Here is a 25,835-nt window from a genome sequence, read left to right on the forward strand (position 1 = left end):
ATTGTCTGCCGCCTGCTAGAATACGGCTCCGATGGTTGTCGTACGGTTAATGTTCCATGCTTCAGGCTCTTGCCAGTGCCCTCACCCCGATTTTTTGCTGATGTTATTAGGCATCTTGTTAAGCAGAAAAACCGATTATCTCGACAGCCCGACACTGGGTGCCCTGGTCAGTCATATTGGTGTACCAGCCTTACTGCTGACGTCCGTCCTGTCGATGAAAATGGATGTGCTGGGCATGGCCAAGCTGGTCGGTACGACCGTGTTGATTCTGGCAATAGTTGCCGTCGTGACCCAGGGGGCGCTCTCAATTAGTTAACGCGTCCTGTTATGGAGAAAAAATCCATCAGGCAAGGCGTTGAACGCAGAGAATGGTGGGCCCTTTTCAAGTTCAACAACACCGCATGATGGATTTTTAACCATAACCCTTCGGGCTGAGGCCAGTTGACTCCAGAACGGTGTTATTCGTCGCTTATTGAGCACGCTAAACCACACTCCTCATGCCTTGTTCTGAAGCCAACGGGCTCTCAGCAGGTCCGATTGACCAATTGAGAACGCCCCCTAGATATTTCTGCGTCTGATTGGCCAAAGTCCGCGCTTCTATTTACCACCGCTAACCAATCCGAATACAGGCAATCTGGGTATTCCGGTGTGTTACGCCCTGTTTGGGGATGAAGGTCTGGCCGCCGCCGTGGTGATCTCTTCAGTGGTACAAATCAGCCACTTTACCTTGGGTGTAGGCTGTATGTCGGGGGACTTTTCTCCGCGTCAGCTGATCAAAAACGGGCCGATTCTGGCATTGATCATCGGTGCCGTGGTGTTGTCTCTTGGGCTGTCGTTGCCGGATCCAGTAATGAAAACCCTGTCGATGCTCGGCGGTATTACCTTACCCATTATGTTGATGCTACTGGGCCGTTCCGTAGCACAGTTGAGCTGGTCGGATCGATCGGCATTCGGTCGTACCTTGATGTTTTCTGCCTGGCGCCCATTCATCGGAGTCGCGGTGGCCTTGTTGGTTACCCGGATCGTGCCACTATCCGAGACCGAAACCCTGACCATGCTGGTGCAGCAAGCGATGCCCATGGCCGTCATCAGTTACATGTTGACAGCGCGTTACAAAGGCCCTGCCGATGAAGTGGCCATGATGATTCTGCTGTCCATGCCCTTTTCGCTACTGGTTGTCAGCGGTATCTGGTGGGTGGCCAACTGACCGCAAACAAGCCTGACCAACAGATTTTGATATACTGGCTGAATTCCCGAACCAGCAAGAAGACTTTCCCTGATGATTGGCACTCTGTTTATTTTCTCCGCCCCCTCTGGCGCCGGTAAAACCAGCCTGGTCAATGCCTTGCTGAAAACCATGCCCTATATCGGTGTATCGGTATCCCACACCACTCGTACACCTCGCCCTGGCGAAGACAATGGCATTGCCTACCACTTTGTCAATGTCGATGAGTTTCAGCAAATGATTGGCGAAGGGGCGTTTCTGGAACACGCCCAGGTATTCGATAATTTCTACGGCACCTCCCAACGCTGGGTCGAAAGCGAACTGGCCGAAGGCCGCGATGTGATCCTGGAGATCGACTGGCAGGGCGCGCAACAGGTACGCAAACTGATGCCGGAAGCGGTTTCCGTCTTTATTGCGCCACCGTCCATCAGTGCCTTGCGTCAACGTCTGCAAGGCCGTGGCCAGGATGACGCAGCCACCATCAATCGCCGGATGCGCGATGCCCAGTCAGAAATGAGCCATTACGGCGAATACGATTACCTGATCATTAACGACGATTTCAACAACACGCTGGAAGAACTCTGCGCTATCGTGATTGCCCGCCGTCATCGCATCGAAGCCCAGCAAGCACGGCATGCCGATACACTGACGGCGCTGCTTCAGGGTGATACTCACGCCTGAAATCAAGCGTTAATCATCAGCGTTTTCCATGCCAGCATCGAGCCATCCGACATTTTATGGGTATCGAGCAAATACTCCTCATAGCCAGATGACGGGAAGACAGTATCGTTATAATTGTGCGTGTCTGGCGTTCCCCGGCTACTGTATTCAGCGTGACTGGTGAGAATGTCATCGACCAGGTCATCCACAAAACCCACCTGCGACGTTACGTAGCTGGTATTGTTAATGCTAACAATAAAATGAATGTGCACCGCTCGGCTGCTGTACCAGCCCGGAAAGCAGGTACTGAACCAGACGACACCCTCGGCATCGGTTGTCTGAGTGCCACGAAAGAAATCGTTGCTGGTATATTCGCTATCGCCCCCAGTACAAAAATTTACCGACTGCATCGCATCGCCCGAGTACACCCCAAGGCGGTCGCAGTGCCAAATATCGACTACCGCTCCGGCCACCGGATCGCAGTTAGCATCCACCAGCCGGAAACACAATCGAGTTGGCAAGCCGACCCGACCTTCGGATATATCTTCCCGCGCCACGGTGTCGGAATAACACGGCCCTGCCGTGGTCTGACTGGTCAGATCACAGGTATTGCCATAACCTGCATCAAAAGGGTTCGGGTATTCTGCCGACATGCTGTCGGTGCCACCGGAAGCCCAGTCGATTGCTGAATTATCCTGTGCCAGCGACTCATCTGAGGCAACACTGTCACTGTCAGACGAAGTATCGGTTGATGAATCAGAATCGCTCTCCGCTAAATCAGTAGTATCCGTACGGCTGTCAGAGTCCGATACTGACTCCGAACCACCACATCCAACCAGGCCGGTGACCGGTAGCGTAATGGCCAGAGACGCAGCCAGAGATGTCGCCCGCGCCAGCAATCGGCGACGGCTGAGAATTTTGACCGTTGGTATCAAGGTAACCTCACTTTCATTCTCTGCTTGCAACAGAGATGGACTTTGGTGGGCTTACTCTGTCTGAAAACCCGATGTTTTTGATAATCGCATATTGTCGCCAACAGCTCTGCAACCCTTGCCAGTACTGACCAAATCCTACAAGCGCTGATATAACCCGACAATTTAATACCCGGTTGACCCGCATGATCACCAACAAAGCAGCTTCCATATCCAAGAAAATCAGTTAAAATGCCCGGTTCTACCGATTTCTCATCTGACGGGAACTTTGAATTTTATGGCACGCGTAACTGTTGAAGATTGTCTGACCAACGTTGATAACCGCTTCGAATTGGTAATGCTTGCGACCAAGCGCGCGCGCCAACTCGCAGTCGAAGGCTTTGAGCCACTGGTACCGGAAGAGAACGACAAGCCGACCGTTATTGCCCTGCGCGAAATTTCAGCGGAGCTGGTCACTCCAGCGACGATCGCGGCACAGGAAGAGGCAGCCAAAGCCGAGCAGTACTAAGTCCACGACAGCGCATCAACCCTTCGGAGACCCTCATGCCCACTCTTGATGCCTTGTCCGAACGACTGTCGCATTACCTCAGCCGCCAGCAAATCCAGCAGGTGCGCCGGGCTTACTACTACGCCGAGCAGGCCCATGACGGCCAGCGTCGGCGCAGTGGTGAACCCTACATTATTCATCCTCTGGCAGTCGCCAGCATCCTCGCCGACATGCACCTGGATCACCAGAGCCTGATGGCGGCCATGCTGCACGATGTGATCGAGGACACAGGCGTTCCCAAGCCTGCGCTGGCCACCCAATTTGGCGATGTGGTGACGGATCTGGTGGATGGTGTCTCCAAACTGACGCACATCCATTTTGAAGACAAAGAGCAGCAACAAGCCGAAAATTTCCAGAAGATGGCCATGGCCATGGCGAAAGACATTCGCGTGATTCTGGTCAAGCTCGCCGACCGTTTGCATAACATGCGGACACTTGGGCCGCTGCGTCCCGACAAGCGCCGCCGCATTGCCCGTGAAACCCTGGACATCTATTCTCCTATTGCGCACAGGCTGGGTCTCAACAGCATCCGTGTCGAAATGGAAGACCTCTGCTTTGAAGCCATGCATCCGATGCGCTCAGAGCTGATTCGCAAAGCCGTCAAGAACCACCGTGGCCGCCACGCCGAAATTATTTCGCAGATTTCAAGCAGCATTCGCGGCCGCCTGAGCGAGTACAACATCTCGGCCCGAGTGGTGGGCCGTGAAAAGCATCTGTACAGCATCTACAGCAAGATGGCGAAGTCGAAGAAAAAAGACATCGATGAAATCATGGATGTTTATGGCTTCCGTATCATCACCGATGAAGTCGATACCTGCTATCGCATCCTCGGGCTGATGCACAGCCTCTACAAGCCGATTTCCGGCCGTTTCAAGGACTACGTCGCCATTCCCAAGGCGAACGGTTACCAGTCGCTCCACACCACGCTGTTTAACGCTGGCAACGTCCCCATCGAAATCCAGATTCGTACCGAAGAAATGGATGCCATGGCCAACTATGGCATTGCTGCGCATTGGTTGTATAAATCCGAAAGTGATCAGACCAGTGGCTCCCAGCGGGCGCGCCAATGGGTGCAGAACCTGCTGGAGCTGCAAAAAAACGCGGGCAGTCCGCTGGAGTTTGTCGAGCACGTCAAGGTCGACCTGTTTCCCGATGAGATCTACGTCTTCACCCCAAAAGGCAAGATTCTTACCTTGCCAGCCGGTGCCACTGCCATTGATTTTGCCTACGCCGTGCATACCGATGTTGGCAACCAGTGCATTGCCTGTCGCATCGATCGGCAACTGTCACCGCTCAGCGCCAAGCTGCAAAGTGGTCAGACGATACAGGTGGTGACCGCTCCCAATGCCCAACCGAATCCAGCCTGGCTTAATTTTGTTGTCTCCGGCAAGGCACGTTCCAATATCCGCAGCTATCTGAAAAACCAGCGCCGCTCGGAATCCGTGGCACTGGGTGAACGGCTGCTAAATAAAGCACTGGCCGGGCTCGACAAGTCGTTGGCCGATGTTGATCGCGACCAGATCGATCTGGTGCTGAAAGAAACCGGTCTGGAACAGTTTGACGATCTGCTTGAAGAAATTGGTTCAGGCAATCGCATGGCACCACTAATGGCACGACGTTTCCTGGCCGCTTATCGGGGCACCGATATCGATCTGCAAGCCAGCGCAGAACGTCCCCTTTCTATTCGTGGTACCGAGGGCCTGGTAGTCAGTTTCGCCAAATGTTGCAGCCCCATCCCTGGCGACCCGATTCTCGGCCACGTCAGCTCTGGCAAGGGTCTGGTGGTACACACAGAAACCTGCCGCAATATTGAAGATTTTCGTAATAACCCGGAAAAGTGCGTCACCCTGAGCTGGGAAAAAGACATCGACAGCGAGTTTACCGTCAACCTCAAGGTCTATATGGAAAACCGCCGTGGTCTGATTGTTGATCTCGCCAGTGCCATTCACATGGCGGATGCCAGTATCGACAAGATCAGTGTCGAGGAACGCGATGCCCGCCTCAGCGTTACTCAGCTAAAGGTCAATATTCAGGGGCGCAAACACTTGGCGCGGGTCATCCGCAAGTTACGTAACGTTGCCGGTGTTAACAAAATAGTCAGACTGAAAAACTGACCTGACGTTTTTGCCTGGCTCTCATTCGTAACCCAGCTCACTCAGCATAACGTCATACCCTTCCCGGTAGTTACTGAAGCGAAATACGTAGCCCAACGCCTTGAGGCGATCGTTACGACAACGGCGATTGGCCCGCCGCGTGACTTCTGGCATATCGTGATCCGGATCCACTTCAGCAATACGATCCTTCAGCCATTCCAACACATCAAACAAGGTGGCAGGCTCATCGTCGGTCGCCAGATACAACGTCTCCAACGGCTCACCAGCCAAGGCTTTTTCGCACAGTAACGCCAGTACCCCAACGCAGTCATCACGATGGATGCGATTGGTCCACACCGGTGGCTCAGGGTCGCAATGGCCACCATGACGCGCCTGCTCAATCAGCCGATTACGACCGGGGCCATAGATGCCGGTAAAACGGACGGCTGTACTCTCAAAACGACTGTCTTGCAGTACTTGCTCGGCTTGTAACAGCTCCTTGCCGGCAAAGGAATGAGGCGCGGTCGCCGAGGTTTCATCGACCCATTCGCCATCCATCTGATGATACACACTGGAGCTGGATACAAAGATAAAGCGCCGCAAACGTTGATCTGCCAAGGCCTGCAAAACATGCCGTACCCCGTTGACGTAATAGTCGTGATAGCCCTCTTTCGAAAACACTGGCGATGCCACGCTGTATATCACCAGATCAAGATCCGTTGGTAACTCCTGTAGTGTTTCCGGGTCGGTCACATCGGCCTGTAACCATTGCAGGTTAGCGCTGTTTGCTCCACCACTACGCCGCAAACCCCACACCTGATGGTGCTGAGCCAGTTGCATGGCCAGCGTGCCGCCAACATCGCCTGCGCCCACAATCAGAATACGTGCCATCAAATTCTCCTGGTGATCAAACTGCTACTGAGCGTTGTCTGGTACATCGATCAGCCCGCCGACCACGGCAAGCCGGGCAGAGGCCGTGTAACACAAGCGACCGATAACGCCACCGGGGTAAATTCAGCGGTTCCGCTTTTCCACCCTCTCGTGCGAACGTATTTTTACCTGTTTACTATATTAGTCAACGCCTGAGCACGATCCCGCAGTTCAGGCTTTTACTCCGCCCGTTCCATAGGTAGACTAAATCAAACTTAAAATAGCCATGAAGGCAGCCAATTATGACCCTGACCGAACTCAAGTACATCGTGACGCTCGCCCAGGAGAAACACTTCGGCCGAGCTGCCGAGAAGTGTTTTGTCAGCCAACCCACCCTCAGTGTCGCCATCAAAAAGCTGGAAGGTGAACTGGATATTGCCATTTTCGAACGCAGTAAAAGTGCGGTCTCAATCACGCCCATTGGTGAACGTATCGTCGCCCAGGCACAACGGGTGTTAGAGGAAGCCAGAACCATTCGTGAATTGGCCAGTTCCGGCAAGGATCAACTCAGCTCACCGCTCAAGATTGGCGCAATTTTCACCATCGGCCCCTATCTGTTTCCGCATTTGGTGCCACAGATCCACCAGCGTGCGCCAACCATGCCACTGTATCTGGAAGAAAACTATACCGGAGTATTGCGGCGTCAGCTGCGCGACGGCGATCTCGATGCCATCATTGTAGCGCTTCCATTTAATGAGCCGGATGTACTGACACGCCCTCTCTATGATGAAAACTTTGTCGTGGTGTTACCAAAGAACCATCCGTGGAAATCCCAGCAAACCATCACCCCCGATCAACTGGCCGATGAAGATCTGTTGATGCTCGGCGAAGGCCATTGCTTTCGCGATCAGGTGTTCGAATATTGTCCGGTGCTCGGCCACAAGCACCATACCCGCCTTGGCAGCGTACTGGAGGGCAGTTCACTGGAAACCCTGAAGCACATGGTGGCGTCTGGACTGGGTATTACGGTGTTGCCGGAAAGCGCGGTGAACAACCTTGATCTCACCCTGGTAATCACCCGCCCGTTCACCAATCCGCAGCCATTTCGTACCGTTGCACTGGCTTGGCGGGCCAGCTTCCCACGCGGGCAAGCCGTCGATTTGCTGCTGGATACCGCACGTCAGTGCCGTATTAGCTAAGCCCATCCCGCTATGGACAAACAGCTTGATCTGACCCGGCTCAAGGGTGTCGGCCCAAAACTGCGAGAACAGCTACAACGGCTGAATATTCACTCGCTGGCCGATTTGATGTTCCACCTGCCCTTCCGCTACGAAGATCGCAGTCGTATCCAGATGATTGGCAGCTTGCAACATCAGCAACCTGCTGTGATTCAGGGAGAAGTGCGGTCGGCCGATGTACTGTTCGGCAAGCGCCGCAGTCTGCTGGTAAAAATTGCCGACCATAGCGGCGTATTAAGCATTCGTTTCTATCACTTCAATGCCGCACAGAAAAGCCAGTTCCGGCGCGGCGCACTGGTACGCTGTTATGGTGAAGCCCGCCGTGGTGCCAGCGGGCTGGAACTTTACCACCCGGAATACCAACTGCTGGAAACCAGTCTGGATGACCTGCCAGAACCGCAGCTGACCCCCGTGTACCCCACCACCGAAGGTATCAGCCAACAGCGTATCCGCTTGCTGATGGAGCAGGCGCTGGAGTGGCTGGCAGCCAACAACATTCCACTGGACGATTTGTTACCACTCGACTGGCTGCAACAATGGGGGCTGCCATCGCTCAAACAGGCATTGCTGTTTTTGCACCGCCCACCCCGAGAAGTAGAATTGGCCGAAATGGCCAGTGGCCACCACCCGGCTCAGCGTCGGCTGATTCTCGAAGAATTACTCGCGCATCAACTGTCAATGCAACGCTTGCGCTCAAAGTTGCAACAGCAAGGTGCACCCGCCATTCAGGACACCTGGACGTTGCACAATGCGCTGCTCGAACAGCTGCCGTTTACTCCTACCCGCGCCCAGCAACGGGTAACGGTGGACATTGTTACCGACCTCTCCCAGCCACTGCCAATGCTGCGGCTGATACAGGGAGATGTCGGGTCTGGTAAAACACTGGTCGCGGCACTGGCAGCCTGTCATGTGTTAGAGGCGGACTTTCAGGTCGCGCTGATGGCACCGACGGAAATCCTCGCGGAACAGCACTTTCAGAACTTGAGCGGCTGGTTCGAGCCGTTAGGTATTCATTGTGGCTGGCTGGCCGGTAAAACCAAGGGCAAGGCCCGAGTCGCTGCACTGGAGTCCATCGCCAGCGGCCAAGCCAGGCTGATTGTAGGCACTCATGCCCTGTTTCAGGATGAGGTACAGTTTCATCGCCTCGGCTTGGTGATTGTAGATGAGCAACATCGCTTTGGTGTCCACCAGCGCCTGGCATTAAAAGAAAAGGGTAACCTCGGCGGCCTCTCCCCTCACCAGTTGATTATGACCGCAACCCCTATTCCCCGTACTCTGGCGATGAGTGCTTATGCAGATCTGGACACGTCGATCATTGATGAACTGCCACCTGGTCGTACCCCTATCACCACGGTGGCGGTGTCTGACCAGCGCCGCGAGGAAGTGATTCAGCGCGTCGATAACGCCTGTCGTGAGCAGGCCCAGGCGTACTGGGTGTGTACCTTGATTGAAGAAAGCGAAGCCTTGCAATGCCAGGCCGCAGAAAACACCGCCGCCGAGCTGGCCGAACAACTGTCCCATCTGCGTATCGGGTTAGTACACGGGCGTATGAAAACCAGCGAAAAAGCCGCCATAATGGCCGCCTTCAAAGCTCACGAGCTGGATCTGCTGGTCGCCACCACCGTGATCGAGGTGGGGGTTGATGTGCCCAATGCCAGCCTGATGGTGATCGAAAACCCGGAGCGCCTGGGCTTGGCACAACTGCACCAGCTACGTGGCCGCGTCGGCCGTGGTTCCCTCGCCAGCCATTGTGTATTGCTGTACAAGGCGCCGTTGTCACTCACCAGCAAGCAACGCCTGCAAGTGATGCGTGAAAGTCAGGACGGTTTTTATATTGCCGAACAGGATCTGATGTTGCGCGGGCCGGGCGAAGTACTTGGCACCCGCCAGACCGGACTGCAAATGTTGCGGGTGGCCGACTTGCAACGCGATGCCGAACTGCTCCCCCAGGTACGGGAGATGGCAACCCAGCTCTGGCAGCAGCATCCTGAACGGGTCGAGCCGTTGATCCTGCGCTGGCTCGGAGATGCCGAACGTTATGCCGCAGTATAAGCCGTTCATGATCCGTTGATTGTTCAGAACGGGCAAAGACGACTATCTGATCTATATTGTCTGTACTAACACTGAAATCAACGGAGTGGTCATGGCGTTTCTGGCCTCAGTTAAAAAGGCACTCGGGCAATGGAATATTCATCACACAACCAGCGACGACACAACGGGTGATCCAACCATGATCATGGATAGTGCAACGCCAGCGCCTGGCAGCCTGGCAAAAGTTATTTTTCTGAAAGATGTCCACGGCAGAGTACAGGTGCTGATTCCATCCAATCGGCTACTGGATCTGAACCAGCTGGCACATCAGCTGGGACGGCAATTTACAGCCCTGTCACCGGATGAATTGCAAGCGCTGAAGCAAAAACTGGGGCTTGATGACTCTCCTGCGCTGCCACAACTGACCCAGATAGAAAGCCTGATTGATCACTCATTGCTGGAGCTGGATGAGCTGTATATACAGTCCAGTACGACCAACACTTGCCTGCGCTTGCCTGCGGATCAATTCCGGGCACTCACCACACGTTCGCATATTGGCCATTATTCGGCCCCGATCCAGACCGATCTGTATCATGCGACCACCGCAGAAGATACCAATGACATCAACGCTGCCGTACGGCAATTCACTCCATTGCGTATTCAGCAGCGCCTGCAAGACACCCTCGATTTGCCGCCACTGCCAGAAACCGCTCGCCGTATCATTGAATTGCGGATCGATCCTAATGCCGACACGGTATCGTTGGCACAGGCCGTTGAACTGGATCCCAGCATGAGTGCCCAGATCCTCAGCTGGGCTCGTTCACCCTACTATCGATCCAGAGGCAATATTACCACGGTCGAAGAAGCCGTCTTACGAGTGCTAGGGTTTGACCTGGTGATGAACCTGGCTCTCGGCCTGGCGCTGGGGCGCAGCCTTGATGTGCCTCGTGAAGGCCCGAAAGGCTACACTCCTTTTTGGCAACAAGCCGTACTGGGGGCCGCTTTGGCCAGCGACCTGGCCCGCCGTTGCAAGTTAAAAAACCGCCCGGATAGTGGCCTCGCCTATCTCTGCGGACTGCTGCATAACTTTGGTTTTCTGGTGCTGGCGCACGTCTTTCCGCCGCAATTTTCGCTGATAAATCGCCATATAGAAGCCAATCCTCATATCAATCGCTGCTATATCGAGCGCCACCTGCTGGCGCTTACCCGCGAACAGATCGCCGCCAGCTTGCTGCAGCAGTGGGATCTGCCGGAAGAAGTCGTGGTCGCCTTGCGTCAGCAACATAATCCCCACTACGACGGTGAACACGCCGTTTACGCCCGGATTCTGAACGTCACCACTCGCAGCTTACGCGCCCACGGTTATGGTGATGGCCCGCAAGAAGCCCTCGACCCGGACACGCTCAGCGCGCTGGGTCTGAGTGACAATGCTGCCGGAGAGGCGATCGAAGAGCTGGTCTCCCATGTTGGGGAATTAAGCGATTTGGTGCAGGCACTGTCGGCCTAGGGGGCGTTCTCACTCACCGGTCACTTGTCTCTCGCAGTGAATATTCAAGTGTTGCGGTTAATCGTTGAATTCAGGTGTGAATTCCACATCGTTTGATCAGAAGAGCCACAGCCATCAGGGGTAACCTGCACCGACTACTCCTGCGGCGAACACCGGCCCGCAGGTTGATCAGACAGTACGGCGGTATCCGCCAGCGCCGGCATTAATGCCAGCACACCCTGAATACCCAAGCGTCGCAGATGTTTCTGGTTACGCACGGGAATACGCTCAGGGAAGGGCACCGACGCCAGCGCCTGTTCAATATGTGCTTCACGAATAATGTGCAGCATGGGAAAGGGTGATCGATTGGTGAAGTTGCCTGGATCATCCAGCGGTTCACCATCAAAACAGTAGTTGGGATGAAATGTGGCCAGTTGTAACAGGCCTTCATACCCCATTTGTACCAGTAACTGCTCGCAAATCAGGCTCCAGTTCCAGTATTCATCAAATTCCTTGACCAACCCTGGCACTACAAACAGGGCAGTTGGCAGTGCATCCGCATCGGCCCTGGCCACTTCGGTGAGTAAATCCATAAACTCCGCAGTGGCCTGATCAAGATCCGGATGCTCGCAGACGTCAATCCGCAGACCTGGCATCACTGGCTCGGCAAAAGGACACAGTCCTTCACCTACCACCAGCAGTTCGACCCAGCGCCGGGTGAGCGTTGCGGCATCCGTCATGGCGACTTACTGCACCGAGTCTTTCAGCGCCTTGCCAGGCTTGAACGCAGGTACCTTGGCGGCAGCAATGGTAATTGGCTCGCCGGTCTGCGGGTTTTTACCCTGACGCTCAGCGCGCTGACGCACCTCAAACGTACCAAAGCCGATCAGGCTTACGTTGTCGCCTTCAGCCAACGCCTGGGCAATACGATCGGTCACCACGGTGATGATTTCTGTCGCTTTTTCCTTGCTCAGGTCGGTTTTTTCAGCAATGGCTGCCGCCAGTTCTGGTTTACGCATGGAGTTGAATCCTCTCAATAAGTTGGGCATAACGCCCGGATTGTACGGGCCTGCAGCGCAGGCTCAGAAAAACAGTGGTTATCGGTCAATCGGTATTGGAATACGGCTTGTTCGTCAGCGACGCATGCGCTAAAGCATAGTCGAGCAATCAAGGCATGAATCCTGAAATTCTGCTATATACCACGATCATCAATATCAAGATGCTGATACGCTTCATGGTTTGTCAGCAAGGCAGCAATCTCCCATCACTCAGGCGTCCGTCGCCAGCATCAGCCGCTCAAACACAAAACGCCCCAGTGGTGTCTCAAGGTTGCCGTTGAGCCGGTCGATCTCGGTGACATGAGTATTATTCAGTACGGCGATGCCCAGCGTATCTGCCATCTCGGCGGCACTGGCCTGCAGCAGTTGCCCGCCGTCAGGGCAAATCAGCAGTACTGTGGCGTCTGCGTTACGCTGGCGGTATTCGCGAGCCAAACGGTAGCCTGCCATTCCGGCACCCAGAATGATCAATGACCAAGGGGCTTCAGGGAGAGTGACCGGGGATGAAGGAGAGACAGGAGCCAATGATCAAATCTCGATCATTTCAAAGTCGTCTTTGCCAACACCACAATCCGGGCAGGTAAAGTCATCCGGTACATCCTCCCAGCAAGTCCCTGGTGGAATACCTTCTTCCGGTGCGCCTTCGGCTTCATCATAAATCCAGCCACACACCACGCACTGCCACTTTTTCATGCAAATACCTGTCAATCGCTTGTTTACCCGCCGTTTATCACTCGTGTCAGCGGTAAAGGCGCCTAAGCTACTGGCCAACCCGGATAAAATCAATGGACAGGGCAATCCTCTTGCCAGTAAATGCGATTTGCCGCATGCTGCGCCGCCATGAAAAGCACTACACCCCGATACCACGCCCGGCTGTTGGCAACCGCGCCTCGCTGGAGTGGACGTTTTCAAACTGCGCTGGCGGGCATTCCCCGACCCTGGCGCTACTGGCTTGATGACGCCGGATCGCTGACCAAACGTTTGCAGGCGCTGAATCCCGCTGAGTTTTCGGTCGATGTCGTCAGACAATATCACGGCCCAGCCTTGCCCTCTGAATGTGCCGACCTGAAATTGCGCTGGCGGCAACCGGTATGGGTACGCGAAGTATCACTGCGCCAGGGGCAATACGAGCTGGTAAGAGCCCGTACCGTCATTCCCTTGACCAGCTTGGCAAGGGTTGGTCAGCCAATTCGTCATCTTGGCAATCGTTCTCTTGGCAGCTACTTATTCAGCCAGGCCAGCTTGCGCCGACAACCATTGAAGTTCAGTCAAGCCTGTCAACCGGTAACCGACAGTGCGCATTGTTTTTGCTGGACAAGGCGCTCCGTGTTTACAATCAACGGTGCGCCTCTACTGGTAACGGAGGCGTTCTCTTCGCTACTGCTATCACCGCGCTTCCATTCGCCAGACGACACAAGGCATTGATTATGCAATCACCTCTGTCTGCCACACTCGATAAACTCTGGCCACGCTGGCATCAGTGGATTCAGCTGACCCGGCTGAACAAACCGGTCGGTTCCTACCTGCTGTTATGGCCGATGCTATGGGCGCTATGGGTGGCCGCCGAAGGTTTGCCATCGATTGCCAACCTGGTGATTTTTACCCTCGGAGTATTTGTGATGCGCTCCGCCGGTTGTGTCATCAACGACTACGCCGATCGTCATATCGACCGCCACGTCAAACGCACGCAGGATCGGCCCCTGACGCAGGGCCGCATAGCCGACCGCGAGGCGCTGATCGGTTTTGTTATGCTCTGTCTGATCGGCTTGCTGCTGGTGTTAATGACCAATACCCTGACCCTCTGGCTGTCACTCGGCGGGGTTGCTCTGGCAGCACTTTATCCTTACATGAAACGCCACACGCACCTGCCACAGGTGTTTCTCGGAGCTGCGTTCTCCTGGGCAATTCCCATGGCGTTCGCTGCGCAAGCCAATGAACTGACATCCCTCTGCTGGCTGTTATTTATTGCTAACGTCTGCTGGACCGTCGGCTATGACACCATTTATGCCATGGTCGACCGCGACGATGATCTGTTGATCGGTGTCAAAAGCACCGCAATCCTGTTTGGTGATCTGGACGTCACCATGATTGCCATTCTTTATGGCATGGCGCATTTTTGTCTGCTACTGACAGGCAGCCAATTAGACGCAGGGTGGCCATTCTACCTCGCCTGGTTAATTGCAGGTGGTTATTTGTGGTGGCAATTACGTGCCATCCGCAGCCGTGAGCGTATGGCCTGTTTAAAGGAGTTTCTGGCAGCTCACTGGTATGGCGCGATTATTTGGGTTGGCCTGGTGCTGAACTACGCCCTGGCGACGCCATCTTTGCCCTGATCAGGCAATATGCTTGACGCCAATCTCAGCAGTGTCACATGCTTGTAACACTGGATCAGTGTAATACCCCCGCATTATTCCTATTGTGACATTTGCGTGACGAGCCGTTATGACCAAAGCAGGCAAGACCGTTCTTATTGTGGACGATGAAGCCCCGATCCGGGAAATGATAGCCGTGGCCCTGGAAATGGCCGGGTATGAATGCCTTGAAGCAGCGAATGTACAGGAAGCACATGCGCAGATTATCGACAGAAAGCCAGATATGATTTTGCTTGACTGGATGCTGCCAGGCACCAGCGGTGTCGAGTTTGCTCGCCGCCTCAAGCGCGAAGATCGAACTGCCGAGCTGCCGATCATCATGCTGACTGCCAAGGGCGAAGAAGATAACAAGGTTCAAGGACTGGAAGCGGGGGCGGACGATTACATCACCAAACCGTTTTCACCGCGTGAGCTGGTGGCGCGCCTGAAGGCCGTTTTACGGCGCTCAACGCCGCAAGGCATTGAAGAACCAATCGAGGTCAGTGGCCTGATGCTCGACCCGGTCTGTCACCGGGTGACCGCCCATGGTAACCCGATTGATATTGGCCCTACCGAGTACCGCCTGTTGCAATTTTTCATGACCCATCAGGAGCGCGCCTACTCCCGCGCCCAGCTACTGGATCAGGTATGGGGTGGTAATGTCTACGTTGAAGAACGTACCGTCGATGTCCATATTCGCCGTCTGCGCAAGGCGCTTGGCGAATCCCACGAACAGCTGATTCAGACCGTTCGTGGCACGGGCTATCGCTTTTCGATCAAAGCCTCCTGATTTTGATGACCCCTGTCTGGCGCAGAGAGCTGCGCCGAATCCTTTATCTGCTGATACTTGCCGTTGGCTGTGGCTACTATTATTTTGGCAAGCCACTGGAAGCCCTGTGCCTGATGATGGGCATCTATATCTCCTGGCAGTGGCTGCAGCTCTATCGCCTGCATCGCTGGCTGGATCAGGGACAAACCACCGTCTTGCCACGCACACTCGGTATCTGGGGTTCCATTTTTACGGAAAACCAGCGCTTGCAACAAAGCAGCATCAAACATCAACAGCGCTTGCAGGCCATTATCAACCGCATACAGGATTCAACCGCCGCGCTGCAGGATTCGGTATTGATGGTCGACGCCACCGGGGCACTGGAGTTCTGGAATCAGGCCGCTCAAAACTACCTTGGCTTACGCAGCCCGGTTGATATTGGCCAGCCCATTACCAACCTGATTCGAACGCCGGAGTTCAAGGCCTACTTCGACAAGGCGGACTACCGCGAACCGCTGACCATTCGCTCTCCAATCAACCCGCGTATTTACCTGCAATTCAATATCACCTTGTTTGGCCGTAAAGACCGCTTGATCCTGGTGCATGACGTCACCCGCCTGAAGCAACTGGAAGAAATGCGCAAAGACTTCGTCGCCAACGTCAGCCACGAGTTACGCACCCCCCTCACGGTGATTTCCGGCTACGTCGAAACCATGCAAGCTGCTTCTGAAATGTTGCCACCCCGCTGGGGACGCATGCTGCAACAGATGAGCGAGCAGAGTCATCGCATGGAAAATCTGCTCAAGGATCTGCTGATGCTGTCGCGGCTGGAAACAGGTGAGAATGAGCAGGCTCAGCCAGTGGCGTTGCAACCGCTGCTGGAAGCGATTCGCCGTGACGCAGCCTCTCTCAGCAGCAACAAACACACTCTCTCGCTGAGTATTGACCACGACCAAAAGCTGATGGGGTTTTATAACGAACTCCGCAGTGCCTTTTCCAACCTGGTATTTAATGCGGTGAAATACACCCCCGAAGGCGGCCATGTGAAGCTGCACTGGTACTCAGAGGGCGGCAAAGGTTATTTCAGTGTTACTGACAACGGCATCGGTATTGCTCATCATCATATTCCCCGCCTGACCGAGCGTTTCTATCGCGCCGACCCGAGCCGCAGCATCGCCACCGGCGGCACCGGTCTAGGACTGGCCATCGTCAAACACGTATTGCTGCATCATGATGGTGAACTGCAAATCAGCAGCGAAGAAGGCAAGGGCAGCACGTTTACCTGCGTTTTCCCCGGCAGTCGTCTTTCTGACACTAGCGCGCCTGGCCAATAAACCGCGACAAGGCATCCAGCTTGTCCGGATCGTCATCGACAAAGCGCAGTCGAATCTGGACAGTCTCGGCGTCCGGATGCGGCTCTTGCGCCTGCAACATGCGAACAAACGCATTAATCCGGGCAATATCACCATTGTCAGGATGAATCACATCAACAACGGCCTGCTCCAGTAACACCGGCAGTGCATCCTGACGCCGAAAAACACCAATCATTTCCTGCAAGCTGATGTCCCGGATAACCAGCCGGGCTTCAACGCCAGAGGCAAAACGGACATTGGCCTGGCCTTTTGCGCCGGTTTTTGACACCGGTTCAGGATGCGGGGATCTGGCCAGCAAGGGAGAAACAACGGCGGCTCTGGCCGCCCCTGGTGCAGTCTTGCCCACCAGCGCCTGATTGCCCACATTCCCCATCAACACCGAAGCGCCACTACGGTCTGCTGAAGGTACTGCTTGTTCCGATACGGTAGCTGGTCTTACTTTCAAATGCCGAAACACCATACGGCTCAGCTTGTCGACAAAGGCATCCCGCGTAAACGGTTTGCCAATATAGCTGGAAACACCGGCTTCAACAGCCTTGAGTACGTGATCACGATCACCACGACTGGTGATCATCATAAAAGGCGTGGCTTTGTAATTCGGTTGCTCGCGCATCCATTTCAATACCTCGATACCCGACATCTCAGGCATTTCCCAATCACACAGAACCAGATCAAAACGATGGCTATCCAATAGCGCCACCGCCTTGCGGCCATTGGTCGCCTCAATCAGCTCACAACCGGGATAGGTTTGACGCACGGCTTTTTTCACCAGATCACGAATAAACGCCGCGTCGTCGACTAGCAGAATTGTCAGCTCAGCCATCTGCTGCACCTCGGTCAGCAACTTATATCCTGGCACCCTGACGGTGCCCCGAATCTTCAGCTTAGCCGAGACTGATCAGATTGCCGTTGCAGCTGCCACAAGGTTGCACCGATCACCGCTGCCGGTGGCACCAGGCAGTTCAGCAGCGGAATCGTCATCAATACCGACACCGAGGCACCAAAGCCCCAGGCCGTCCAGCGTTGCGTCGCCACTTGTTCGCGACTGGCACGAAAATCCTGCTGCTGGTTGTCCAGGGTATAGTCGCTGTACTGCAACGCCATCACCCAGCTACCAAACCAGAACCAGGCCAGCGGCATCAACAAATTGAGGCCAGGCACAAACGACAGCAACAACAGCAGCAAATAACGCGGCAGGTAATAACCCATTTTGACCAGTTCACGCATCAGCGTACGGGGAATCAGTGCAGCAATGGATTCATCCTCGACCACATGGCCCTGGCGCCGTTCGATCTTGCCTGCCAGCAAGCCATAAAACGGGCTTGCCAACAGCAACAGCACTGCACTGAACAGATAACCTGAAATCAGTGTCGAGAGTAATAACATCAAGGGCACAACCAGCCAGGCAAGCCATCCGAACCAACCGGAGTCCAGCCACTCCCAGCTGGTAACAGACTCAACCAGCCAATAAATACCCAGCGCCAGCAACACCAGATTAATCAGAATGGGCAGCCAGACGTAACGGCGTATTCCCGGTTCATTCAACAGTGTAAAGCCGCGCCACAAATAGCCGGCTCCTATCAATAAATTGTCTTTCATACCTGTTCCGTGCATAAAACTGGAAGGTTTTATACAATGCCGCCCCGTTTTGAGCCAGAGAGACATCGCCGACCATGACGCCAGAACGCCTGAGTTGTGTCATCAACACCCTCAACCGACGCCAGCCAGACCTGTCGGTGATTACCGATGAAGTCTACAAATCGCACAACCTCGCTGCGATTGCCCGCTCCTGTGATGCCTTTGGCGTTCAGGATGTGCACTGCGTATGGCCAACGACCACCTACCGGCTCAACAGTGTCACTAGCGCAGCCGCTGCAGGCTCAGAGAGCTGGGTCACGGTCAATACGCATCCGGATATCGAAGCCGCCATCCGTAGCCACCAGCAGCGCGGCATCAAAGTCTGTGCAGCCCATCTGACAGACCGGGCTATCGACTTCCGCGAATATGACTTTACCCAACCAACCGCGATACTGATGGGCACAGAGAAAGAAGGGGTCAGTGATGCGGCCTCCGAACTGGCTGACGAACATCTGATCATTCCCATGCTGGGTATGGTACATTCCTTCAATGTCTCCGTTGCGGCGGCAATCATTCTTTGTGAAGCCGCCCGCCAGCGCCAGCGGGCAGGTATGTTTGAACAGCGTCACCTGAACGATGTACGATTCAGTGCTTTGTTATTTGAATGGTGCCAACCATCGGCAGCCAGACTCTGCCAGAAGCATAACCTTCCCTATCCGGCACTGCGAGAAGACGGTGAAATTGCTGATCCGCAAGCTTTTTCACAACAAGTGAACGCACAGAGCGCGCACACCTCCCGGTAATCAGCCAGCGTTATTTTCCTTCCCACGACAGACAAAGAGAGATACACCCACATACCTGTGCGAGATGTCGCACAAACGTGTGGGAAATCCGTAAGCTGGCCTGCAATACTCCTCTCATCCGTCCCAACCAAAAATATAACCCTTTGTTTTTCATGGAATTTATTTTTCATTTCAATTTTATGGCAGGCAATTGGCAGCTTTGTGGAACTTCTGCTCACGGCCAACTTTGGTAAAGTGACGATCACAGGGACAGGAAATCAACGGAAGATGGCCAGGATGGCACCCGCTTCAGGAAGAAGCGGAGCAGGATATAGCACAGGCAAGTGCAGCCAGGACGGCAAAGGAAATGGACATAGCACATGATGTGCCGGACAAACCAGGGATTGGCGATAAGGGATCAGGACGGCTCGGTTGAGCAACACAAGGGAATGTCAGGACACACCTCTGGAAGAGGTTCAGGGATATTCGTCATTGGATGATCAGCCAGGAAGGCAAGGCAAATGGATTGGATTGCCCACGGAAGACCGGCCAGGAGGCCTACCAGGAAGGTAAAAGGACAATGAGAGCAATGGATTTGCTCAGGGATGACCAACACGATGGACTGTGACAAGGACGATGCCAGAGGAACCAGGACTGTTCCAGGGTGCTGTGGCGGCCTGTACAGGATGTACTAGTCGCCCAATTTTTTAGCCCCTATTGTTTCTTCAGCTGCACTCCGCACTATCTGCATCTTGCCAGATTCTCACCGCGCTATTCGATTACCCACCCGGCGTACCAACCAATCACCGTTACCCCTTGTGGTATCTCTCCGCCAGAATCCCCAGCACCAAAAAACTCCCCACAACAGAGGCCACATAGACAGGCGCTGACAGACCGATTAACACTCGGGCCAGTAAAGGTACCAACCAGACCGTTAACGTGCCGTAGCCAAAGGTACAGAGCGCGACAAAGATCAAGACCCGAAAGCCTACCCAGTACTGCCTCACCAGCTTCCGTACCGTTCGATTAATACTGTCTCCAAAGACCACCAGCAGAGTCGCAATAATCGCCAACGCTATTTCATCATTGTAGGGGCGTAACCACCCGGACAAGGAAATCAACAATGCCATTTACGACGGCTCCTTCTATCCAGCACCAATAGTTTGGTCATAATATACTGCGGGTTTACCGTGAACTGTCAGAATAGCAGACATAAAAAAACCCGCGATATACGCGGGTTTAAAGTACTGGTGCCGGCACCAAGAGTCGAACTCGGGACCTACTGATTACAAGTCAGTTGCTCTACCAACTGAGCTATACCGGCTAAGTGGGCAGGGATACTATAGATACTTCCAACACCCGTCAATATTTTTTTTACCTAACCTACTGAAAAACCCACGCTTTCTGGAAAATTCCAGCCCGAACTCGGTTTACTCTCCGGAATGAGGCAAATCATCCTTGTGAGCGCGCTCTTCCATTTCTGTAATGGAGCTATGACGCACATCGGCACCACTGACAACGTAGATCACTTGCTCAGATATGTTCCGGGCATGGTCGCCAATACGTTCGATCGCGCGCAAAATCCAGAGTATGTTAATCGCCTGACCGATGGAGCGAGGATCTTCCATCATATAGGTAATCAGCTCTCGCAACGCGGCAGAATATTGCTGATCCACGAGCTTGTCGTTACGAACCACATCGAGTGCGCCATCGACGTCATTCCGGGCAAAGGCATTCAGCGCTCCTGAAATCATTTTGCCAATTTCTGCGCCCATATAACGAATCGACTGCTGGCAATAGCCACTATTGGTCGAGCCACTGATTTCCAGTGCATGAACGGCAATTTTGGTTGCTTCATCGCCGATACGTTCAAGATCGCGAACCACGCGAGAGACGGCCAGAACCATACGCAGGTCGGAAGCCGCCGGTTGTCGACGCACAAGAATCTGGGTGCATTCCCGGTCGATAGCGACTTCCATACGATCCACGTCATCTTCCCGGCGAATGATGTCATCTGCGGGGGTCGTGTCACCGGTGGTAATCGCTTCAATGGCGTTGGCTACCTGGCGCTCGACCAGCCCGCCCATTTCCATCATCTGGCTACGAATGGCTTCGAGATCCGAATTGAATTGACCGGATATATGCTGGCTGAAGTTCATTTCAACCGGTGCGCCCTTGTTTGGCAATTGTGCTCTCCTTTTAGCCGAAACGGCCAGTAATATACGCCTCAGTCAGTGCATGTTGCGGCGTGGTAAACACGAGATCAGTCGGGTTTACCTCAATCAACTGACCCAGGTGAAAGTACGCGGTGCGTTGGGATACCCGAGCCGCTTGCTGCATTGAGTGAGTAACAATCGCGATAGTGTAGTTCTCTCGCAATTCGTCAATCAATTCTTCAATTTTAGCAGTTGCAATCGGATCCAGCGCAGAACATGGCTCATCCATAAGGATCACCTCGGGATCCACAGCAATTGTTCGTGCTATACACAAACGCTGTTGCTGACCACCCGACAGACCAGTACCCGGTGAATGTAACCGGTCTTTCACTTCCGACCACAAACCGGCCCGCTGCAAGCTGCGCTCGACCACTTCATCCAGTTCATCACGATGATTCACCAGCCCGTGAATACGCGGGCCATAGGAAACATTGTCGAAGATGGATTTTGGAAACGGGTTCGGTTTCTGAAAAACCATTCCGACCCGCGCCCGCAGAGGTACCACGTCGACTTTTGGGCCGTATATATCCTCGTCATCAAGCAGAATATCCCCCGTAACCCGGCAGATATCAATGGTATCGTTCATCCGGTTAAGACAACGCAAGAAAGTTGACTTGCCACAACCCGATGGCCCGATCAATGCAATCACTTCGTTGGCACCAATGTCCAGACTTACGTCAAAGATGGCCTGTTTGTCGGCATAGAAGACGCCAACACTGCGGGCTTTCAGCTTGGGAGAGTCGCAGAACGGTTCGCCGTCGGTTTTGTGGTTTTCGATAATACTCATAACAAAAAATCCGGATAGTTAGCGTTTACCAGCGTCGTTCAAGACGACGACGCAGCCAGACTGCAGCAGTGTTCATCATGATCAGGAAGGCCAGCAATACGATGATGGCTCCCGAAGTCCGTTCAGTGAATGCTTGTTCGGGGCTGTCGGACCAAAGAAAGATCTGCACAGGCAACACCGTCGACGGATCCGTAATAAACCCTGGCACATCGACCACAAAAGCAATCATGCCGATCATTAATAATGGTGCAGTTTCACCCAGCGCCTGAGCCATACCGATAATGGTTCCCGTCAGCATACCCGGCAGCGCCAGTGGCAATACATGATGAAAGACCACCTGCATCTTTGAGGCACCCAACCCGAAGGCGGCCTCACGAATGGAGGGCGGTACGGATTTGATCGCCGCTCGACCGGAAATAATAATGGTCGGCAATGTCATTAATGTCAGCACCAGGCCACCAATCAATGGCGTTGAACGGGCGACACCAAAGATGTTGATAAAAATCGCCAGCCCCAGTAAGCCAAACGTAATACTCGGCACCGCCGCCAGGTTATTGATATTGATTTCAACAATTTCGGTGACACGATTTTTGGGGGCAAACTCTTCCAGATAAATCGCTGCCGCCACCCCGATAGGGAACGAGAGCAGGAAGGTTACCATCAGCGTCAGAAAGGTTCCCATCATGGCACCATGAACACCGGCCAACTCTGGTTCCCGCGAATCACCATTGGTAAAGAAGGTTGTACTGAAGCGACTTTTCAAACGCCCATCAGACGCCCACTGTTCGAGCCAGCCCAGCTGTAATTCGCTCAGGCGTCCGGCACGGCCTTCATCGCGCTCATGCTTGAACCACTGGTCTACATCATCATCCATGATCAGTTCGATATTTAAGGCGGTACCAATCAGATCCGGGTTGTCCAGTACTGCTTTCTGTAACTGCCAATGTGCACCCACACTGACCAGGCTATACAGCGCACGGCGTTCATTGCGGCCAGAAACCGGTATTGACTCTTTCAGGTACTGTTTGATCAGCCCTTCATAGTCCGCGTTGCGACGCTCCTCTACCGACGATTGCGGAGTCAGCTCCAGATAATCTCCGTCGAGGTATACTTCCGATTGCAACACCGTTTGCTCAAACGCAGAACCGCCCTTGAGGATAATACTCCCAAACAGCACAACCAGGCACAGCAAGCCAAACCCTATCGACAGCATGCCATACAGACGAAAACGCACTTCTGCACGACGGCGACGCGTCATGCTTTGCTCTACCCTGGCACGGGTAGTCACTTGATCAGTCATATTGCTCCCGGTACTTCTGTACCACTTTCAGCGCCACAAAATTGAGAATCAGAGTCACCAGGAACAACACCAGTCCCAGCGCAAATGCCGCCAAAGTCTTGGAAGAATCAAACTCCTGATCACCGACCAGCAAGGTTACAATCTGCACCGTCACTGTCGTCACACTTTCCAGCGGATTTGCCGTCAGATTCGCCGCCAGGCCCGCCGCCATGGCAACAATCATGGTTTCACCAATGGCTCTGGAAACCGCCAGCATGACGGCACCGACGATACCGGGTAATGCCGCTGGAATAACAACATGACGTATCGTCTCACTTTGGGTCGCCCCCAAGCCGTAACTGCCGTCACGCAGAGACTGTGGCACGGCATTAATAACGTCATCCGACAAGGACGATACAAACGGGATAATCATTACACCCATCACCAGACCAGCCGCCAATGCACTCTCGGACGAAACCTCCAGGCCCACATCCGCCCCCAGGCTTTTCAGGATAGGCGCCACCGTCAGAGCAGCAAAAAAGCCATAAACAACGGTCGGAATACCTGCCAGCACTTCCAGTGCCGGCTTGGCGTAGTTACGAATACGGGGAGTGGCATACTCAGACAGATAAATAGCAGACATCAGCCCAATCGGGACAGCAATCAGCATGGCAATCATGGAAATCAGCAAGGTCCCGGTAAACAGCGGAATGGCACCAAAACTGCCGGAAGAACCGGACTGATCTGCCCGCAATGCCACCTGAGGTGACCAGGTCGTGCCAAACAGGAAGTCAAAGACATTCACTTTGCCAAAAAACATCCAGGCTTCAAACAGCACACTGCTGAGAATCCCGACGGTCGTCAGTACTGCCACACCGGAGCTGCAGAACAGCAGTGTCTGGACAATGCCCTCCACTTCGTTCCTGGCCCGTAGTGACGGTGCCAGGCGACGCAGACTGACGCCAAATCCAGCCAACGCCAACGCCAACACCAGTGCAGTACTCAATATGCGGTTGCGCGACTGCAGATCGATCAGGTGCAAGACCACAGGGGCCAAGTCCGGATCGGACTCCACATTCGCACCACCCGCCAGATTATGAACCTTGCTCAGCGCCAAGCTCACGCGGTTGCTTCCTTCGGCTTGAATCCCGGCTGGCAACTGCGCTTCCAGCAAACGGTCGATAACAGGGCTTTCGAGCATGCCCCAACACAACATTAACAATAAGGGTGGCAAACAGGTCCAAAGGGCGACCAATGAACCATAGTGGCCCGGCAATGAATTCAACGTGACGCCGGGGCTGACCAGGGAGCGGGCTCGGCGAGCGCCGCCAATGTATGCGATTACAAACAGAATCGCGATGACAAGTAGCAACATGCTGAAGGTCATAATGACTAGCCTGAACAGAACAAGGAACAGCCGTCAATCTTACCGGCCTGAATAACACATCCGTATGACAGAAGCGGAGCCGATAGTATGGCTCCGCACCTGACGCTTACTGGCCGATCGGGGTCAGTGCCTTGACGCTGGCCGCAACCTGCCGACGGCGGGGTTCTTCCATCGGAATCATCCCCTTGTCAGCGAGATAGCCATCTTCACCGATAGCCCGTGCCGAGGTAAATTCAGTGAGGTACTCTTCAATACCTGGAATCACTCCGACGTGAGCCTTTTTAACGTAGAAATAAAGTGAACGGCTGATTGGGTATTTGCCGGCAGCAATATTGCCGAACGTAGGCTCAACGCCATCAACCAGCGAGCCTTGCACCTTGTCTTCATTTTGTTCCAGAAAGCTGTAGCCAAAAATGCCGTAGGAATTCGGGCTGGCAGCCAGTTTCTGTACAATCAGATTGTCGTTTTCACCGGCTTCGACATAGCCACCGTCTTCACGCAATCCATGGCAAATCGCCTTGTATTTGTCTGGATCGGATTTTTTCAGCGCCTTGATAAACGGAAACTGGGTACAGCCTCCTTCCATCGCCAATTCCACAAACGCATCACGGGTTCCTGAGGTTGGCGGCGGCCCCAGTACCGTGATCGGTGTATTAGCCAAGGCAGGGTTTATTTGTTTCCAGGTTTTATAAGGGTTGGCGATCAGCTTAGCTGAACCGTCTGCTGCAGGCACCATTTTTGCCAACGCCAGAAAAATATCTTTGCGCGACAAGGAGGTACGAGGATTCGATGCTGCGTTCGCAAACACAATGCCATCAAAGCCAATCATGACTTCGACAACATCCTTGACGCCATTTTTGGCACACAGGGCAATCTCAGACGCCTTGATACGACGGGATGCATTAGTAATGTCAGGTGTGGTATCACCAACGCCAGAGCAGAACAACTTCAGACCACCACCGGAACCCGTAGACTCAATTTTAGGAGTACGGAATTTGGTCGATTTGCCAAAACGTTCGGCAACGACCGTAGAAAACGGATAGACCGTTGAGGAGCCAACAATGCTGATGTAGTTACGCTCAGCAAAAGCGTTCTGACTAAACACTGAAGCCAGCAAAACCACACCGGCAACGAGAGAATGTTTCATGCTATTTCCTTCAATGTAACCTGATG

The 25,835-nt window shown here is 53.9% G+C and carries 27 protein-coding genes and 1 tRNA gene; 13 read left to right on the top strand and 15 right to left on the bottom strand.

Annotation, left to right across the window (positions count from 1 at the left end):
• The first annotated feature begins 100 nt into the window (after nucleotides 1–100).
• The 3 genes from WG929_RS11405 to gmk all read left to right on the top strand — a co-directional run bounded on the left by WG929_RS11405 (nucleotide 101) and on the right by gmk (nucleotide 1,906).
• The gene (locus WG929_RS11405) at nucleotides 101–316 is read left to right on the top strand and encodes a hypothetical protein (protein ID WP_416206118.1); all 216 of its coding nucleotides are present in this window, start codon (nucleotides 101–103) and stop codon (nucleotides 314–316) included.
• A gap of 330 nt (nucleotides 317–646) precedes the next feature.
• Entirely contained in the window at nucleotides 647–1,207 is a 561-nt protein-coding gene (locus tag WG929_RS11410) for an AEC family transporter (RefSeq protein ID WP_416206119.1), read from the top strand.
• Nucleotides 1,208–1,276: 69 nt separating this feature from the next.
• Entirely contained in the window at nucleotides 1,277–1,906 is a 630-nt protein-coding gene (gene gmk, locus WG929_RS11415) for a guanylate kinase (protein ID WP_416206206.1), read from the top strand.
• Nucleotides 1,907–1,908: 2 nt separating this feature from the next.
• Here the strand turns inward: gmk and WG929_RS11420 are convergent, their stop codons facing one another.
• On the bottom strand, nucleotides 1,909–2,820 hold the full coding sequence (locus tag WG929_RS11420) for a dioxygenase family protein (protein ID WP_416206120.1): 912 nt from the start codon (nucleotides 2,818–2,820) through the stop codon (nucleotides 1,909–1,911).
• 274 nt (nucleotides 2,821–3,094) lie between these two features.
• On the opposite strand from WG929_RS11420, the gene rpoZ reads away from it, so the two are divergent.
• Both rpoZ and spoT read left to right on the top strand, forming a co-directional pair.
• A complete protein-coding gene (gene rpoZ / locus WG929_RS11425; RefSeq protein WP_369855935.1) occupies nucleotides 3,095–3,325 on the top strand; it encodes a DNA-directed RNA polymerase subunit omega in 231 nt (76 codons plus the stop codon).
• A 35-nt stretch (nucleotides 3,326–3,360) separates the two neighbouring features.
• Nucleotides 3,361–5,478 (top strand): bifunctional GTP diphosphokinase/guanosine-3',5'-bis pyrophosphate 3'-pyrophosphohydrolase, encoded by a 2,118-nt coding sequence (spoT, locus tag WG929_RS11430; RefSeq protein ID WP_416206121.1) that lies wholly within the window; start codon nucleotides 3,361–3,363, stop codon nucleotides 5,476–5,478.
• 21 nt (nucleotides 5,479–5,499) lie between these two features.
• Here spoT and WG929_RS11435 read toward each other — a convergent pair whose 3' ends face one another.
• Complete coding sequence (locus WG929_RS11435; RefSeq protein WP_416206122.1) at nucleotides 5,500–6,348, bottom strand: SDR family oxidoreductase; 849 nt, start codon at nucleotides 6,346–6,348, stop codon at nucleotides 5,500–5,502.
• A gap of 281 nt (nucleotides 6,349–6,629) precedes the next feature.
• Here WG929_RS11435 and WG929_RS11440 point away from each other — a divergent pair, with 281 nt between their 5' ends.
• From WG929_RS11440 to WG929_RS11450, 3 genes are all read left to right on the top strand, one after another.
• Nucleotides 6,630–7,526 carry a hydrogen peroxide-inducible genes activator gene (locus WG929_RS11440; protein WP_369855938.1) on the top strand — a complete coding sequence of 299 codons (897 nt, stop codon included), beginning with the start codon at nucleotides 6,630–6,632 and terminating at the stop codon, nucleotides 7,524–7,526.
• Between the two features lie 12 nt (nucleotides 7,527–7,538).
• Entirely contained in the window at nucleotides 7,539–9,617 is a 2,079-nt protein-coding gene (gene recG, locus WG929_RS11445; protein WP_416206123.1) for an ATP-dependent DNA helicase RecG, read from the top strand.
• Nucleotides 9,618–9,708: 91 nt separating this feature from the next.
• The gene (locus WG929_RS11450; RefSeq protein ID WP_416206124.1) at nucleotides 9,709–11,103 is read left to right on the top strand and encodes an aminoacyl-tRNA deacylase and HDOD domain-containing protein; all 1,395 of its coding nucleotides are present in this window, start codon (nucleotides 9,709–9,711) and stop codon (nucleotides 11,101–11,103) included.
• Between the two features lie 134 nt (nucleotides 11,104–11,237).
• On the opposite strand, the gene WG929_RS11455 is transcribed toward WG929_RS11450, so the two are convergent.
• The 4 genes from WG929_RS11455 to WG929_RS11470 form a co-directional block, all read right to left on the bottom strand.
• Entirely contained in the window at nucleotides 11,238–11,822 is a 585-nt protein-coding gene (locus WG929_RS11455; protein ID WP_369855941.1) for a DUF1415 domain-containing protein, read from the bottom strand.
• Nucleotides 11,823–11,828: 6 nt separating this feature from the next.
• Nucleotides 11,829–12,101, bottom strand: a complete 273-nt coding sequence (locus tag WG929_RS11460) for an HU family DNA-binding protein (protein WP_369855942.1) — start codon at nucleotides 12,099–12,101, stop codon at nucleotides 11,829–11,831.
• A 249-nt stretch (nucleotides 12,102–12,350) separates the two neighbouring features.
• On the bottom strand, nucleotides 12,351–12,590 hold the full coding sequence (locus tag WG929_RS11465; protein WP_416206125.1) for a hypothetical protein: 240 nt from the start codon (nucleotides 12,588–12,590) through the stop codon (nucleotides 12,351–12,353).
• A gap of 78 nt (nucleotides 12,591–12,668) precedes the next feature.
• Complete coding sequence (locus WG929_RS11470) at nucleotides 12,669–12,833, bottom strand: rubredoxin (RefSeq protein ID WP_369855944.1); 165 nt, start codon at nucleotides 12,831–12,833, stop codon at nucleotides 12,669–12,671.
• Between the two features lie 147 nt (nucleotides 12,834–12,980).
• Between WG929_RS11470 and WG929_RS11475 the strand changes: the two genes are divergently transcribed.
• The 4 genes from WG929_RS11475 to phoR all read left to right on the top strand — a co-directional run bounded on the left by WG929_RS11475 (nucleotide 12,981) and on the right by phoR (nucleotide 16,594).
• A complete protein-coding gene (locus tag WG929_RS11475) occupies nucleotides 12,981–13,565 on the top strand; it encodes a chorismate--pyruvate lyase family protein (RefSeq protein ID WP_369855945.1) in 585 nt (194 codons plus the stop codon).
• Between the two features lie 2 nt (nucleotides 13,566–13,567).
• Nucleotides 13,568–14,473 (top strand): 4-hydroxybenzoate octaprenyltransferase, encoded by a 906-nt coding sequence (ubiA, locus tag WG929_RS11480; protein WP_369855946.1) that lies wholly within the window; start codon nucleotides 13,568–13,570, stop codon nucleotides 14,471–14,473.
• Nucleotides 14,474–14,582: 109 nt separating this feature from the next.
• Entirely contained in the window at nucleotides 14,583–15,281 is a 699-nt protein-coding gene (gene phoB, locus WG929_RS11485) for a phosphate regulon transcriptional regulator PhoB (protein WP_369855947.1), read from the top strand.
• A gap of 5 nt (nucleotides 15,282–15,286) precedes the next feature.
• On the top strand, nucleotides 15,287–16,594 hold the full coding sequence (gene phoR, locus WG929_RS11490) for a phosphate regulon sensor histidine kinase PhoR (protein ID WP_416206126.1): 1,308 nt from the start codon (nucleotides 15,287–15,289) through the stop codon (nucleotides 16,592–16,594).
• Here the strand turns inward: phoR and WG929_RS11495 are convergent.
• Both WG929_RS11495 and cysZ read right to left on the bottom strand, forming a co-directional pair.
• Complete coding sequence (locus WG929_RS11495) at nucleotides 16,575–17,456, bottom strand: response regulator (protein WP_416206127.1); 882 nt, start codon at nucleotides 17,454–17,456, stop codon at nucleotides 16,575–16,577. The genes phoR and WG929_RS11495 overlap by 20 nt on opposite strands.
• A gap of 56 nt (nucleotides 17,457–17,512) precedes the next feature.
• Nucleotides 17,513–18,232: a sulfate transporter CysZ gene (gene cysZ / locus WG929_RS11500; RefSeq protein WP_416206128.1), complete on the bottom strand. Its 720-nt coding sequence runs from the start codon at nucleotides 18,230–18,232 to the stop codon at nucleotides 17,513–17,515.
• Between the two features lie 74 nt (nucleotides 18,233–18,306).
• On the opposite strand from cysZ, the gene trmH reads away from it, so the two are divergent.
• Entirely contained in the window at nucleotides 18,307–19,014 is a 708-nt protein-coding gene (trmH, locus tag WG929_RS11505; RefSeq protein WP_416206129.1) for a tRNA (guanosine(18)-2'-O)-methyltransferase TrmH, read from the top strand.
• A 788-nt stretch (nucleotides 19,015–19,802) separates the two neighbouring features.
• Here trmH and WG929_RS11510 read toward each other — a convergent pair.
• The 7 genes from WG929_RS11510 to WG929_RS11540 all read right to left on the bottom strand — a co-directional run bounded on the left by WG929_RS11510 (nucleotide 19,803) and on the right by WG929_RS11540 (nucleotide 25,809).
• Complete coding sequence (locus WG929_RS11510; protein WP_369855952.1) at nucleotides 19,803–20,123, bottom strand: DUF3392 family protein; 321 nt, start codon at nucleotides 20,121–20,123, stop codon at nucleotides 19,803–19,805.
• 118 nt (nucleotides 20,124–20,241) lie between these two features.
• Nucleotides 20,242–20,317, bottom strand: a tRNA-Thr gene (locus WG929_RS11515).
• 106 nt (nucleotides 20,318–20,423) lie between these two features.
• Nucleotides 20,424–21,179 carry a phosphate signaling complex protein PhoU gene (gene phoU, locus WG929_RS11520; protein WP_416206130.1) on the bottom strand — a complete coding sequence of 252 codons (756 nt, stop codon included), beginning with the start codon at nucleotides 21,177–21,179 and terminating at the stop codon, nucleotides 20,424–20,426.
• A gap of 13 nt (nucleotides 21,180–21,192) precedes the next feature.
• Nucleotides 21,193–21,996, bottom strand: coding sequence for a phosphate ABC transporter ATP-binding protein PstB (gene pstB / locus WG929_RS11525; RefSeq protein ID WP_369855954.1), 804 nt, complete (start codon nucleotides 21,994–21,996; stop codon nucleotides 21,193–21,195).
• A gap of 25 nt (nucleotides 21,997–22,021) precedes the next feature.
• On the bottom strand, nucleotides 22,022–23,296 hold the full coding sequence (pstA, locus tag WG929_RS11530) for a phosphate ABC transporter permease PstA (RefSeq protein WP_416206131.1): 1,275 nt from the start codon (nucleotides 23,294–23,296) through the stop codon (nucleotides 22,022–22,024).
• Nucleotides 23,289–24,662 carry a phosphate ABC transporter permease subunit PstC gene (pstC, locus tag WG929_RS11535; RefSeq protein WP_416206132.1) on the bottom strand — a complete coding sequence of 458 codons (1,374 nt, stop codon included), beginning with the start codon at nucleotides 24,660–24,662 and terminating at the stop codon, nucleotides 23,289–23,291. The genes pstA and pstC overlap by 8 nt, the downstream gene beginning before the upstream one ends.
• 106 nt (nucleotides 24,663–24,768) lie before the next feature.
• Nucleotides 24,769–25,809 (bottom strand): substrate-binding domain-containing protein, encoded by a 1,041-nt coding sequence (locus WG929_RS11540; RefSeq protein ID WP_416206133.1) that lies wholly within the window; start codon nucleotides 25,807–25,809, stop codon nucleotides 24,769–24,771.
• Between the last annotated feature and the right edge of the window lie 26 nt (nucleotides 25,810–25,835).

It is taken from the genome of Oceanobacter antarcticus, from assembly GCF_044962685.1.
In the GTDB taxonomy this organism is placed as follows: Bacteria; Pseudomonadota; Gammaproteobacteria; order Pseudomonadales; family Oceanobacteraceae; genus Oceanobacter; species Oceanobacter antarcticus.

What these genes read in the sequence shown, in the direction of transcription:
- WG929_RS11405 (WP_416206118.1), top strand. Translation starts at nt 101, where the DNA reads ATGTTATTAGGCATCTTGTTAAGCAGAAAAACCGATTATCTCGACAGC.
- rpoZ (WP_369855935.1), top strand. Translation starts at nt 3,095, where the DNA reads ATGGCACGCGTAACTGTTGAAGATTGTCTGACCAACGTTGATAACCGC.
- spoT (WP_416206121.1), top strand. Translation starts at nt 3,361, where the DNA reads ATGCCCACTCTTGATGCCTTGTCCGAACGACTGTCGCATTACCTCAGC.
- WG929_RS11435 (WP_416206122.1), bottom strand. Translation starts at nt 6,348, where the DNA reads ATGGCACGTATTCTGATTGTGGGCGCAGGCGATGTTGGCGGCACGCTG.
- WG929_RS11440 (WP_369855938.1), top strand. Translation starts at nt 6,630, where the DNA reads ATGACCCTGACCGAACTCAAGTACATCGTGACGCTCGCCCAGGAGAAA.
- recG (WP_416206123.1), top strand. Translation starts at nt 7,539, where the DNA reads ATGGACAAACAGCTTGATCTGACCCGGCTCAAGGGTGTCGGCCCAAAA.
- WG929_RS11450 (WP_416206124.1), top strand. Translation starts at nt 9,709, where the DNA reads ATGGCGTTTCTGGCCTCAGTTAAAAAGGCACTCGGGCAATGGAATATT.
- WG929_RS11455 (WP_369855941.1), bottom strand. Translation starts at nt 11,822, where the DNA reads ATGACGGATGCCGCAACGCTCACCCGGCGCTGGGTCGAACTGCTGGTG.
- WG929_RS11460 (WP_369855942.1), bottom strand. Translation starts at nt 12,101, where the DNA reads ATGCGTAAACCAGAACTGGCGGCAGCCATTGCTGAAAAAACCGACCTG.
- WG929_RS11465 (WP_416206125.1), bottom strand. Translation starts at nt 12,590, where the DNA reads ATGGCAGGCTACCGTTTGGCTCGCGAATACCGCCAGCGTAACGCAGAC.
- WG929_RS11470 (WP_369855944.1), bottom strand. Translation starts at nt 12,833, where the DNA reads ATGAAAAAGTGGCAGTGCGTGGTGTGTGGCTGGATTTATGATGAAGCC.
- WG929_RS11475 (WP_369855945.1), top strand. Translation starts at nt 12,981, where the DNA reads ATGAAAAGCACTACACCCCGATACCACGCCCGGCTGTTGGCAACCGCG.
- ubiA (WP_369855946.1), top strand. Translation starts at nt 13,568, where the DNA reads ATGCAATCACCTCTGTCTGCCACACTCGATAAACTCTGGCCACGCTGG.
- phoB (WP_369855947.1), top strand. Translation starts at nt 14,583, where the DNA reads ATGACCAAAGCAGGCAAGACCGTTCTTATTGTGGACGATGAAGCCCCG.
- phoR (WP_416206126.1), top strand. Translation starts at nt 15,287, where the DNA reads ATGACCCCTGTCTGGCGCAGAGAGCTGCGCCGAATCCTTTATCTGCTG.
- WG929_RS11495 (WP_416206127.1), bottom strand. Translation starts at nt 17,456, where the DNA reads ATGGCTGAGCTGACAATTCTGCTAGTCGACGACGCGGCGTTTATTCGT.
- cysZ (WP_416206128.1), bottom strand. Translation starts at nt 18,232, where the DNA reads ATGAAAGACAATTTATTGATAGGAGCCGGCTATTTGTGGCGCGGCTTT.
- trmH (WP_416206129.1), top strand. Translation starts at nt 18,307, where the DNA reads ATGACGCCAGAACGCCTGAGTTGTGTCATCAACACCCTCAACCGACGC.
- WG929_RS11510 (WP_369855952.1), bottom strand. Translation starts at nt 20,123, where the DNA reads ATGGCATTGTTGATTTCCTTGTCCGGGTGGTTACGCCCCTACAATGAT.
- pstB (WP_369855954.1), bottom strand. Translation starts at nt 21,996, where the DNA reads ATGAGTATTATCGAAAACCACAAAACCGACGGCGAACCGTTCTGCGAC.
- pstA (WP_416206131.1), bottom strand. Translation starts at nt 23,296, where the DNA reads ATGACTGATCAAGTGACTACCCGTGCCAGGGTAGAGCAAAGCATGACG.
- pstC (WP_416206132.1), bottom strand. Translation starts at nt 24,662, where the DNA reads ATGACCTTCAGCATGTTGCTACTTGTCATCGCGATTCTGTTTGTAATC.
- WG929_RS11540 (WP_416206133.1), bottom strand. Translation starts at nt 25,809, where the DNA reads ATGAAACATTCTCTCGTTGCCGGTGTGGTTTTGCTGGCTTCAGTGTTT.